12 protein-coding genes are annotated in these 12,421 nt (G+C 50.2%); 10 read left to right on the plus strand and 2 right to left on the minus strand.

Features of this window, described 5'->3' with window-relative positions:
- The first annotated feature begins 94 nt into the window (after positions 1 to 94).
- The 9 genes from B3M90_RS04770 (at position 95) to B3M90_RS04810 (ending at position 10,421) form a co-directional block, all read left to right on the plus strand.
- Positions 95 to 1,030 carry an aspartate carbamoyltransferase catalytic subunit gene (locus tag B3M90_RS04770; protein ID WP_290782804.1) on the plus strand — a complete coding sequence of 312 codons (936 nt, stop codon included), beginning with the start codon at positions 95 to 97 and terminating at the stop codon, positions 1,028 to 1,030.
- Positions 1,014 to 2,285: a dihydroorotase gene (locus B3M90_RS04775; RefSeq protein ID WP_056062328.1), complete on the plus strand. Its 1,272-nt coding sequence runs from the start codon at positions 1,014 to 1,016 to the stop codon at positions 2,283 to 2,285. The genes B3M90_RS04770 and B3M90_RS04775 overlap by 17 nt, the downstream gene beginning before the upstream one ends.
- Positions 2,278 to 3,366 (plus strand): carbamoyl phosphate synthase small subunit, encoded by a 1,089-nt coding sequence (locus tag B3M90_RS04780; RefSeq protein WP_290782806.1) that lies wholly within the window; start codon positions 2,278 to 2,280, stop codon positions 3,364 to 3,366. The genes B3M90_RS04775 and B3M90_RS04780 overlap by 8 nt, the downstream gene beginning before the upstream one ends.
- Entirely contained in the window at positions 3,359 to 6,568 is a 3,210-nt protein-coding gene (gene carB / locus B3M90_RS04785) for a carbamoyl-phosphate synthase large subunit (protein WP_035406847.1), read from the plus strand. Before B3M90_RS04780 ends, carB begins: the two co-directional genes overlap by 8 nt.
- Positions 6,565 to 7,296 (plus strand): NAD-dependent dihydroorotate dehydrogenase B electron transfer subunit, encoded by a 732-nt coding sequence (locus tag B3M90_RS04790; protein WP_290759332.1) that lies wholly within the window; start codon positions 6,565 to 6,567, stop codon positions 7,294 to 7,296. Before carB ends, B3M90_RS04790 begins: the two co-directional genes overlap by 4 nt.
- Positions 7,296 to 8,225 (plus strand): dihydroorotate dehydrogenase, encoded by a 930-nt coding sequence (locus tag B3M90_RS04795; protein WP_290759506.1) that lies wholly within the window; start codon positions 7,296 to 7,298, stop codon positions 8,223 to 8,225. The genes B3M90_RS04790 and B3M90_RS04795 overlap by 1 nt, the downstream gene beginning before the upstream one ends.
- Positions 8,200 to 8,901, plus strand: a complete 702-nt coding sequence (pyrF, locus tag B3M90_RS04800) for an orotidine-5'-phosphate decarboxylase (RefSeq protein ID WP_214854596.1) — start codon at positions 8,200 to 8,202, stop codon at positions 8,899 to 8,901. The genes B3M90_RS04795 and pyrF overlap by 26 nt, the downstream gene beginning before the upstream one ends.
- Complete coding sequence (gene pyrE / locus B3M90_RS04805) at positions 8,889 to 9,530, plus strand: orotate phosphoribosyltransferase (RefSeq protein WP_396136354.1); 642 nt, start codon at positions 8,889 to 8,891, stop codon at positions 9,528 to 9,530. The genes pyrF and pyrE overlap by 13 nt, the downstream gene beginning before the upstream one ends.
- A gap of 81 nt (positions 9,531 to 9,611) precedes the next feature.
- Positions 9,612 to 10,421 (plus strand): GNAT family N-acetyltransferase, encoded by an 810-nt coding sequence (locus tag B3M90_RS04810; protein WP_214854591.1) that lies wholly within the window; start codon positions 9,612 to 9,614, stop codon positions 10,419 to 10,421.
- A 111-nt stretch (positions 10,422 to 10,532) separates the two neighbouring features.
- On the opposite strand, the gene B3M90_RS04815 is transcribed toward B3M90_RS04810, so the two are convergent.
- Together B3M90_RS04815 and B3M90_RS04820 are read right to left on the minus strand one after the other, a co-directional pair.
- Positions 10,533 to 11,504: a zinc-binding dehydrogenase gene (locus B3M90_RS04815; protein WP_214854587.1), complete on the minus strand. Its 972-nt coding sequence runs from the start codon at positions 11,502 to 11,504 to the stop codon at positions 10,533 to 10,535.
- 2 nt (positions 11,505 to 11,506) lie between these two features.
- Positions 11,507 to 11,998: a lactoylglutathione lyase family protein gene (locus tag B3M90_RS04820; protein ID WP_023468778.1), complete on the minus strand. Its 492-nt coding sequence runs from the start codon at positions 11,996 to 11,998 to the stop codon at positions 11,507 to 11,509.
- A 104-nt stretch (positions 11,999 to 12,102) separates the two neighbouring features.
- On the opposite strand from B3M90_RS04820, the gene B3M90_RS04825 reads away from it, so the two are divergent.
- A complete protein-coding gene (locus B3M90_RS04825) occupies positions 12,103 to 12,417 on the plus strand; it encodes a winged helix-turn-helix transcriptional regulator (protein ID WP_214854585.1) in 315 nt (104 codons plus the stop codon).
- Positions 12,418 to 12,421: the final 4 nt, after the last annotated feature.

Below are 12,421 nucleotides of genomic sequence, written 5' to 3' on the forward strand. Positions count from 1 at the left end.
AGGCCATGAAAAGATGCAGGGACTCCTCTGTCTTCTTTCGGCGCACCTTCACTTAGAAGGTGCGCCTTTTTCATGACCTGAAGGAGTGAAATACATGAAAACGATCTTGCAAACCCGACATTTCGTCAATTTAGAAAGCTTATCCATAACGGAGATCAATTCGTTGATTGAACGTAGTCTCGCTTTTAAACAAGGCGAACCGGCACCAGACTTTTCCGACAAGACACTCGTCAATCTGTTTTTTGAAAACTCGACGCGGACACGCTCTTCCTTTGAAATGGCAGAGCATCGCTTGAACATGCATCTACTGCCGTTTGAAACAGCGACGTCATCCGTGCAAAAAGGGGAGACGTTACACGATACGTGCAAAACACTCGAAGCGATTGGCGCCGATGGATTGGTCATTCGTCACGGTGACACCGGTTATTATGAAGAATTGATTCAGACACTCGATATTCCGATCATCAATGCAGGAGACGGGAGCGGACAGCATCCATCGCAGTCCTTGCTTGATTTGATGACGATGGTCGAGACGTTTGGAACGATTGTAGGAAAAGTAGTCGTCATCTGTGGGGATTTACAACATAGTCGTGTCGCTCGGTCGAATGCCGATATCTTAAAACGACTTGGGGCCATCGTCTATGGATCAGGGCCACGCGAATGGTATGACGAAGCGATGGGAATACCGTATCTTTCAATGGACGAAGCAGTTGAACAGTGTGACATCTTGATGTTGCTTCGAGTCCAGCACGAACGGCATGACGGAACGACACGGTTTGATCCAAATGTCTATCACGTCACACATGGATTGACGCATGAGCGGATGAATCGACTGAAACCTTCAGCGATCGTCCTACATCCGGCACCGGTCAATCGCGGAGTCGAGATTGCCGACGAACTCGTCGAACACCCGCAATCGCGGATTTTTGAACAGATGAAAAATGGTGTCTTTGCGCGAATGGCGATTCTGGAATGGTGCTTTTCGATGAAAACAATCAAAGGAGACGATGCAGATGACAACACGAATTGAAAATGCGAGATGGTACGAGGCTGGACAAGTTCGAACAGGGGATATTCGAATCGAAGCTGGAAAAATCACGGACTTAGCAGCAATACCGCAAGTTGGGGAAACGGTCATTGATGCTTCCGGATTATTCGTTGCACCAGGATTCGTCGACATCCATGTCCACCTGCGGGAACCGGGCGGCGAACATAAGGAGACAATTGCGACAGGTACGGCAGCTGCGGCAGCTGGTGGATTTACGACGATTTGCCCGATGCCGAATACGCGTCCCGTACCGGACGATCGTCAAACACTTGATGCATTGTTCCAAAAGATTGAAGAGACGGCATCTGTCCGGGTTTTGCCTTACGCGGCGATTTCAAAAAATCAACTCGGACAAGAACTCGTCGCGTTCGATCAATTAACGGATGCCGTGGCATTCACGGATGATGGTGTCGGGGTCCAGACGGCAGCTGTCATGCGAACGGCAATGCAACAAGCAGCACGGCTCGGGAAGACGATTGTTGCCCACTGCGAAGATGATTCGTTAAAAGCAGGATGTGTGCACGAAGGAAACTACAGTCGACGGGAAGGTTTGCAAGGTATTCCATCGCTTGCTGAGAGTATCCACATCGCACGTGATGTCCTGATTGCAGAAGAAACCGGCTGTCATTATCACGTCTGTCATGTCTCGACGAAAGAATCCGTTCGCGTCATTCGTGACGCCAAACGAGCAGGGATCCGAGTGACAGCAGAAGTCACACCGCACCATCTTGTATTGATCGATGAAGACATATCGAATCAGGATCCGAACTTTAAAATGAATCCACCACTGCGGAGTGAGGCAGATCGCCAAGCATTGCTCGAAGGATTAGCAGACGGAACGATTGATTGCATCGCAACGGATCACGCTCCTCATGCAGCAGAAGAGAAGGCACTCGGTATCGAACGCGCCCCGTTTGGCATCACAGGATTCGAGACAGCATTCCCGCTCCTCTATACGAAGCTTGTCGCTGAAGGCAAGATGACACTTGAGACACTGATTCGGAATTTGACGGACAAGGCAGCAGCGATTTTTGAACTACCTTACGGCAAACTCGAAGTGGGGGCGGAAGCAGACTTAGTCCTGCTTGATTTAGAGACGGAGCGGACGGTTTCACCGGAACGGTTCCGTTCAAAAGGTAAGAACACACCGTTCGCAGGAGAACGGTTAAAAGGATTCCCGGTCATGACGCTCGTCAAGGGAGAAATCGTATTCAAGGAGGACATAGCACATGCGTAAACGGACACTGGTGTTAGAGGATGGTATGACGTTTGAAGGAACGGCGTTTGGATCGGACACGACAACAACAGGAGAGGTCGTCTTCCAAACCGGAATGACTGGTTATCAAGAGATGCTATCGGATCCATCTTACTGTGATCAGATGATCGTGCTGACGAATCCGTTGATCGGCAATTACGGAGTCAATCGAGAAGACTATGAAACGACGCGTCCACTCGCTAAAGCATTGATTGTCCGCGAACATTGCCAAACACCGTCGAACTTCCGCAGTGAGATGTCGCTCGATGCAGCTCTTCGAGATCTTGATATTCCAGGATTAAGTGGAATCGATACGCGACAGTTAACACGACATATCCGCTCGAAAGGCGTCATGCGCGGCCGACTCGTTGATGGAGAGTTCGACCTAGAAGAGGAATTAAGCCACCTGCAAGATGCACCAATCGAGACGGATCAAGTCAAACGTGCTTCAACGGAACGGGCGTATATCATCCCAGGAGCTGGACCACGAATCGTTCTCGTCGACTTCGGAGCGAAGCTCGGAATCGTCCGCGAACTTGTCAAACGCGGCTGTGAAGTTGTCGTCGTACCATACGACGTGAGCGCAACGGAAGTCTTACGCTATCGTCCAGACGGTGTAATGCTGTCGAACGGACCAGGGAACCCAAAGGATGTCCCGACAGCGATTCCGCTGATTCAAGAATTGACAGGGAAAGTCGTCATCTTCGGAATTTGTCTTGGGCACCAGTTGATTGCACTAGCACATGGCGCGGATACGTTCAAACTGCCATTCGGTCACCGGGGTGCGAATCATCCCGTCCAAGATATCCGGACAGGTCGCGTCGACATCACGTCGCAAAACCATGGATATGCCGTCGATGAACAGTCATTACGCGATACCGTGCTTGAAGTGACGCATCTTGCGATCAATGACGGAACGGTCGAAGGCATCCGTCATACGTCAGCATCTGTCTTCTCCGTCCAGTATCATCCGGAAGCATCACCCGGTCCAATGGATGCGAACGGTCTATTCCAACAGTTTTTAGAAGAAATCACGAAACAACAGGAGGTCTCTCATGCCTAAACGTCAAGATATCCAGAAGATTCTCGTTATCGGGTCCGGTCCAATCGTAATCGGACAAGCCGCTGAATTCGACTACGCAGGAACACAAGCGTGTCAAGCCTTAAAGGAAGAAGGATATGAAGTCATCCTCGTCAACTCGAATCCAGCGACAATCATGACAGATCCAACAGTTGCTGATCGCGTCTACATCGAGCCTCTTCAAGCAGAGTTCGTCTCGCGGATCATTCGGAAGGAACGACCAGACGCCTTACTTGCGACACTTGGCGGTCAGACGGGTCTGAACTTGGCTGTTGAACTAGATCGTCTTGGTGTCCTAGCTGAATACAATGTCGAGTTGCTCGGAACGAAATTATCAGCAATCGAAGAGGCAGAAGATCGTGATTTGTTCCGTCAACTGATGTTTAGACGCGGACATGGCGTACCGGATAGTGAAATCGTGCATTCGCTCGAAGAAGCACAACAATTCCGACAACAGATTGGTCTACCAATCATCATCCGTCCAGCATATACACTCGGAGGAACGGGTGGTGGAATCGCCCATACACCGGAAGAGTTCACGCGAATCGTCGAAGGGGGACTCAAGGCAAGTCCGGCAACACAAGTACTCCTTGAAAAATCAATTGCTGGGATGAAAGAGGTCGAATTTGAAGTCATGCGTGATGCAACGAACCAAGCCATCATCGTCTGTGCGATGGAAAACTTCGACCCGGTTGGTGTTCATACCGGAGACTCGATCGTCTTTGCTCCGACGCAAACGTTATCGGATCGCGACTATCAACTGCTACGTAACGTCTCACTCGATATCATTCGCGCACTCGGTATCGAAGGTGGATGTAACATCCAGTTCGCGCTGGATCCGACGAGCTTTGACTACTATGTCATCGAAGTCAATCCACGTGTTTCTCGCTCGTCCGCACTTGCTTCAAAAGCGACCGGTTATCCGATCGCAAAACTTGCTGCAAAGATTGCCGTCGGGTATGCCTTATCTGAATTAAAGAACCCGATCACCGAGACGAGCTTTGCTTCGTTCGAACCGGCACTCGATTATGTTGTCGCCAAAATTCCGCGCTGGCCGTTCGATAAATTCGAAACGGCAGATCGGACGCTCGGGACACAGATGAAGGCGACCGGTGAGGTTATGGCAATGGGGCGGACGATGGAAGAGGCATTACTGAAAGCCGTTCGTTCGCTTGAAATCGGTACAGCGGATTTGTACATGCCACGCTTCATCGAAATGGCAGATGATGCTTTGCAACAAGCGATTCGCCAGGCGACAGATGATCGACTTTTCGCCTTATACGCTGGTTTTGTCCGCGGCTATAGCGTCGAACAGATTCATGCTTGGACGGCAATTGATCGCTTATTCCTCGAAAAGCTACAGCACATTTGGCAACTTGAGCAATCGGTCGCTACCGGTTTGACACCTGAACTGCTACTTCATGTGAAGCGGTATGGATTCAGTGACCCAATGCTCGCCCGGATCACAGGACAAACGGAAACAGAGATTCGCCGGATGCGTGAAGCGCAAGCGATTCATCCAGTGTATAAAATGGTCGATACGTGTGCGGCAGAGTTCGCTTCTGATACACCGTACTACTATGGAACATACGAACGCGAAAATGAGGCAATCGCGACGAATCGTTCTTCGATCCTCGTCTTAGGATCGGGTCCGATCCGGATTGGTCAAGGAGTCGAGTTCGACTATGCGACAGTCCATTCGATTCAAGCGATTCGTCAAGCTGGCTATGAAGCAATTATCGTCAACAACAATCCGGAAACCGTGTCGACCGACTTCTCGATTTCCGATCGACTCTACTTTGAACCATTAACGACGGAGGATGTCCTCGAAGTCATCCGAAATGAACGTCCGCTCGGTGTCATCGTCCAGTTCGGTGGACAGACAGCAATCAACTTAGCTGAGTCATTAGCAGCAGAAGGTGTAAAAATCCTCGGGACATCGCTTGAGGATTTAGACCGGGCAGAGGACCGAAAACAGTTCGAAGCAGCGTTGACGGCGCTCGACATTCCACAGCCACCAGGTAAAACGGCCGTCACGGTCGAAGAAGCGGTCACGGCAGCAGCGTCACTCGGTTACCCGGTCCTCGTTCGTCCATCGTATGTTCTCGGCGGTCGGGCAATGGAAATCGTCTATGCACAAGAAGAACTGGAACATTACATGAAACACGCGGTCATCGCCTCACCGGAACGACCGGTCCTCGTCGACCGTTACCTGACAGGAATCGAACTCGAAGTCGACGCGATCTGTGATGGAACAGATGTCGTCATTCCAGGCATCATGGAGCATATCGAACGTGCCGGTGTTCACTCAGGTGACTCGATTGGAGTTTATCCGCCACAACGTGTCTCCCAAGACATCAAGGACCGGATCGTCGACTACACGACACGAATCGCCAAAGCATTCGGCATCAAAGGATTGCTCAACATCCAGTTTGTCTATGCGGACGGCGCACTCTATGTTCTTGAAGTCAATCCGCGTGCCAGCCGGACGGTGCCATTCATCTCGAAAGTGACGGGACTTCCGGTCGCGCGGCTCGCGACGGACATCATTCTCGGTGAAACGCTCGCTTCTTACGGGTTAACAAGTGGTGTCCTACCGGAAGAATCGCTCGTCTCGGTCAAAGTACCGGTCTTCTCGTTTGCGAAGCTTAAAGAAGTCGACCCGACGCTCGGACCGGAAATGAAATCGACCGGAGAAGTCATCGGAACAGACCGAACACTTGAAAAAGCACTCTACAAAGGATTGCTTGCTTCTGGGATGGCGATTCCAGAACACGGTCGTGTTCTCTTGACGGTCGCAGACCCGGACAAAGCAGAAATGACAGATCTCGCACGACGCTTTGCCTCACTTGGATTCACGTTGCTTGCGACGGAAGGAACGGCAGCGTACTTGACGGAGCAAGGGTTACCGGTTCAGACGGTCGGTAAAATCGACTCGTCTTCCGAATCGATGCTCGACGTGATTGAAAAAGGGGAGATCGAGTATGTCATCAATACGATGAGTCGCGACTCACAAGTCACGAAAGACGGCTTCATCATTCGCCGGGCAGCAGCGGAGAATCAAGTCGTTTGTCTAACATCACTCGATACGGCGGAAGCGATTCTACGCGTCATCGAGAGTCGCTCGTTCGAAGCGAGTGCGATTCAAGCCTTCACACACGAAAAGAAAGTGGTGATCCAATGAAGCAACTCTTGACGGTCGTCTCTCGACGAACGGTAGCTCAAGGCGCGACAGAACTCGTCTGTCGCCTCGAGCAACCGCAGGACATTGCGCCGGGGCGATTCATGCATCTACGCGTCGGTCCACTCTTACGCCGACCGATCTCGATTGCTCGGGTCGATCGTGATCTGATTACGTTTCTCTTTAAAGAAATCGGACAAGGAACAGCAGAACTAGCTTCCTTGCGTCCCGACGACAAAATCGATGCCCTCGGACCACTCGGAAACGGTTTTCCGATCGACGCCATCAACCGAGATCAACGGGTCGTTCTCGTTGGTGGAGGGATTGGGGTACCGCCGCTGTATGAGACGATGCGCCAACTTGTCGCGCGTGGTGTGACGTGTGAAGCGATTCTAGGATTTGATACGGCAACGAGTGTCTTTTACGAAGCGGAATTCCAAGCACTTGGTAAGACGACGGTCTCGACGGTTGATGGAACGCATGGAATGAAAGGGTTCGTTACGGTTGCCTTACATCCGGAAAACTATGATGTGTTACTCGCTTGCGGACCAGAGCCGATGTTGCGGTCACTCCAGCAACAACCGATTGAGCATAAGTATCTCTCCATCGAAAATCGAATGGGGTGCGGCATCGGTGCTTGTTTTGCCTGCGTCTGTAAAACACCAACAGGCGGGTACGTCAAGACTTGTTCCGATGGTCCAGTCTTTCGGGCAGAGGAGGTCGTATTATGATAGAACGATTACGTGTCGAGTTGCCGGGACTTTCCTTGAAAAACCCGATCATGCCGGCATCTGGATGTTTTGGATTCGGTGAGGAATACGCAAAGTTATATGATTTATCAGAGCTTGGGGCAATCATGATCAAAGCAGCGACGGGCGAAGAACGTTACGGAAATCCGACGCCGCGTGTCGCGGAGAGTGGAATGGGGATGTTGAATGCAATCGGTCTCCAAAATCCGGGTGTCGATGGTATCTTAATGAAAAAACTACCGTTCCTTGAGACGTTTGATACAGCAATCATTGCGAATGTCGCCGGATCGACACCAGAAGAGTATGAGCTTGTCGCAGAAAAAATGAGCCGTCACCCTGGCATTCATGCATTGGAATTAAATATCTCCTGTCCGAACGTCAAATCAGGTGGAATCCAGTTCGGAACGGATCCGTTGCTTGCCGCTGAATTAACGCGTCGAGTCAAACAGGTCTCGACCAAACCGGTTTACGTTAAGCTTTCACCGAATGTCACTTCAATCGTCGAGATGGCACGTGCCGTCGAAGCAGCAGGTGCAGACGGGCTGACGATGATCAACACACTCGTTGGGATGCGAATCGATGTCCGAACGGGACAGCCAATCCTTGCCAACCGGATTGGTGGATTATCCGGTCCATCCATCAAGCCAGTCGCGATTCGGATGATTCATGATGTCGCACAAGCAGTCTCGATTCCTATTATCGGGATGGGTGGCGTGATGGAAGTCGATGACGTCTTAGAAATGATATACGCTGGGGCTTCCGCTGTTGCCGTCGGTACCGCAAACTTCGTCAATCCATACATCTGTCAAGAATTAATCCAGCAGTTACCGGGTCGCATGGATGAACTCGGCATCGACCATATCTTAGACATCAGGGGGAAAGCATATGAATCAACTTTACATCGCGCTTGATTTTCCGACCGAAACAGAAGTGTTTTCGTTCCTCGAACAGTTCAAAGAGACACGACCAGCCGTAAAAGTTGGGATGGAATTATTTTATGCTGCAGGTGGACCGTTCGTCCAAAAACTCGTCGAGCGTGGGCACGCTGTATTCCTCGATGTCAAAGTCCATGACATTCCAGAAACGGCGCGCCGGACGATGCGCATCATCGGGCAATTAGGTGTTGAATTGACGAACGTCCATGTTGCCGGTGGGAAAGAGATGATGATCGCGGCGCGAGAAGGACTTCGTGAAACGAATGCCGAGACACAACTAATCGGCGTGACGCAGTTGACATCGACGGATGAAGCGATGTTACGCGACTTAAAGATTGAAGGAGCGATGCCGGCAGTCGTTCGTGAGTATGCGCAACTGGCAGAAGCAGCCGGACTAGATGGTATCGTCTGTTCGGCGCTCGATCTTCCTGAACTAATCGAAGTTTGCCGAACGGACTTCCGTTTTGTCACACCAGGCATTCGTCCTTCTAGCAGTGAAGCAGATGATCAAAAGCGAGTCGCGACCGTTCTTGATGCGCGTCGAAATGGAGCGACGGATTTAGTAATTGGTCGCCCGATTACACGTGCCAAACATCCAGAACAGGTCTATCAGGCGTTACTCGAAGAATGGAAGGGGCAATTATCATGGTAAATCCAATTGCAAATGCATTACTCCGTATCAAAGCCGTCACGTTATCTCCAAACGATCCGTATACGTGGGCGAGTGGGCTCCGTTCTCCGATCTATTGCGATAATCGTTTGACACTTTCGTACCCAGAAGTCCGCTCCTTGATTGCCGATGCCCTCGCTGAGAAAGTGAAGGATTTAGGAATCGAAGTCGTTGCCGGAACAGCGACAGCAGGTATTCCTCACGCGGCATTCGTCGCGGAACGATTAGGGTTACCGATGGTCTACGTGCGTAGTGGCAGTAAGAAACATGGGAAAGGTAATCAAATCGAAGGTGTTATTCAACCAGGCCAACGCGTCGTCGTCATCGAAGACTTATTGTCAACGGGGATGTCTGCGATCGAGGCAGCGGAAGCACTCCAAGCAAAGGGAGCGAACGTCATTCGGATTCAAGCGATTTTCTCTTACGGGATGGAACGCTTGAAGAACAATCTCCGAGACGCGAAGATTGACGCGGATGCATTACTGACGTTCGAAGCGTTACTCGAAACGGCACAACAACAAGGGGATATCACGGTAGAAGAACAGGAACAATTGGCAGATTGGTCGAAGGACCCAGTTGCTTGGAGCGAACGTTTTACCGCAAACGTGTAAAAACAGATAGATTCCGTCGGACGACCTACGATTTCTAGTGCATGATTTGGTACACTATAGAAATAAAGGAGGTCGTCGACTATGGTGACGCATTATCGTGATTATGAACAATTCAAAATGGTCGTCCTCCCGTTTCTGCTTGAACGTCCAGATACGCATCAGTTGATTCTAGGTATATTGGAACGGGGAGATGAACCGCTCTTGATGGCAACGGCACAAGAAGGCGATCATCGTCTCGTCATATTGCAAACGATACCGGAGCAAGTCATCGTCGCAGGGGATATGTTCTCGCAAGAAGGGATTCGAAAGCTTGCGCGAATTCTGGATAGTCCAGGATTCGTCGGAGAACAGGTCATCTTAGCGCCGCTTTTACTCCCACATTCCATGTATGAGGTACATATGGAACAAGGGATGTATGCATTGACGAAGGTCGAGATGCCACATGTTCAGGAGAACGTCGTCTTCCGACCGGTTTTGAACGATGAAGGACAACAAGCCTTAGAATTTGCGTCCGGATTTTTATATGAGGTCGAAACGCGTCCATCTGATCGACAGCTTACGCAACTCCATCAGTCAATGACGCGACACATTCAGCAAGGAAGCTTGTTCGGATTGTTTAGTGGAAATACGCTCGTCGCGATGGCGGCAGCGACACGTCCCACGCAAACTGGGATTACGATTTCTTACGTCTATACGCCGAAAAAACTACGTGGGAATGGATATGCTTCTTATCTTGTCGCAAAACTATCTGAACACCTCCTACAGTCTTATCCGGTCGTGACGCTCTATACCGATTGGTCGAACCAGACAGCGAATAAAATCTATCAGCATGTCGGTTTCGAGTTAGTCGGACGATCCTTACATATCAAAAAACAAGAACGCTACCGGTGAACATGGCTGATGCTTTTTCAGTCAACGTTCAGGAATTAAAAAATAGAGTACGACAGCAGCCGACCGTCCTATTATCTAAGGACAGTCGGCTGTTTTGTGCCACGGCAAGTATTAGTTAAATTTAGCGATGATTTTACCACGGACGTGACGTTCAGATAGACGTTGTAATCCTTTGACGATGTCAGTTGCTGGAATCTCCTCTGTGACGAGTGGATCGAGTTCTTTCGCTGCGACGAGTTTTAATAATTCACTTGCCATATGACCGAGGTTTCGGATCGCACGGTCATCTTCGCTGGCATAAGCAGCCGCGAGTGCCACTTCATGGATCGAAGGGGAGAGCGTGAACGGCTTGACGACCGACTGATCGGGACCACCGGCGATGAAGGCGAGTTGCCCCGAGAAGGCAAGACGTCCGAGATCCGCTGTTGCTTCATCTCGACCGACCGTATTGAAAATCAAGTCAGCACCGCGACCGTTCGTCCAATCGCGAATGACATCCGTGACATTTTCTTTTTTGTAGTCGATGGCAAGATCGGCACCGAGTCGCTTGACCCACTCATGGTTTTCTGTCGAAGCAGTCGTCGCGACCTTAAGACCAAGGCGTTTCGCGAGTTGAATGCCGATGCCACCGACACCACCTGCACCAGCATGAATGAGGATCGTTTCTTTCCCTGTCGTGTTCATCTTCTGAACGATCGCTTCATAGGCAGTCATGCCTGCGCAAAGAATCGCAGCGGCTTCAGTGAATGAGATGTCTTCCGGAATCAGGGCGAGGGCACGCGTATCGACGAGTGCATATTCAGCAAAAGCACCATCGCGTTGCAGGTTCGTATGAATCGCTACACGATCGCCGATTTTCACTTCTGCGCCGGGTCCGATTTGTTCGACGACACCCGCTAGATCGACGCCCGGAATATGCGGGAACGTCCAAGCTGGATTGTTGGTCGCCTTATAGTCGACGGGATTCAGTGCGACCGTCTTGACGCGAATCAAGGCTTGTCCTTCTCCTGGCGTCGGCGTCTTGACCTCTTCGAATGTCCATTGATCAATCGCTGTACCTGAGTGATTTAACCATGCTTTCATGTTTAATAAGCTCCTTCCGAATAGGTAAGTTCATATGAGTGAGAGTAAATTTCGACGAGATTACCAAATGGATCCTCACAGTAGACCATTCGATACGGCTTGTCTCCCGGATAGTATTCGCGGATTGGCATCCGTTGTTTGCCGCCGTGGGCGACGATTTTTTCGACGAGTCCTTCGACGTCTGGATCTTGGATCGCATAATGGAAGATGCCTGTTTTCCAGAATTCGAAGTTATTTTCGGGTTGTTCATTGTTCGGGAACTCGAACAACTCGATTCCGATGCGGTCACCTGTCGCCATGTGAGCAATCCGGAACTTGTTCCATCCTGCACCAAAGACATCCGTACACATGACACCGATGGCAGAGTCATCTTCGAGGACATCAGATGGTTCCATGATGATATACCAACCCATCACCTCTTGATAAAAACGGACGGCTTCGTCGAGATTCGGTACAGAAAGACCGATGTGCGAAAAATTACGTGGATACGTCATGCTTAACACTCCTTTTGCAAAATGATTTACGCATACTCTAACTTACGCTACACTCGATTGCATAGTACGCACTTTGAAGTAACTACTCTGGAGGAGAGAACAACATGTCGACAGAACAATTTCCGGTCAATCGGGCGCTCGCCATCATCGGCGGAAAATGGCGTCCACAATTATATTGCACGTTAGAGAACGGTCAGAAACGTTTTTTAGAGTTACAACGTGCCATTCCCGGGATTTCTCGGAAAGTCTTGACGGATCAATTAAAAGAACTCGAACGTCTCGGAATGATTGAACGGATTGAGTATGATGAAGCCGTCTTACATGTCGAATACAAATTGACAGAAGCGGCATTTACACTGCAACCAGCCATGAAAGGTTTATGCGCATGGGGGGAAGGGAATCAATTATCCGAATCCTAATCGA

Origin of the sequence: Exiguobacterium sp. UBA6309, assembly GCF_002439205.1 — a bacterium.
Lineage (GTDB): Bacteria > Bacillota > Bacilli > Exiguobacteriales > Exiguobacteriaceae > Exiguobacterium_A.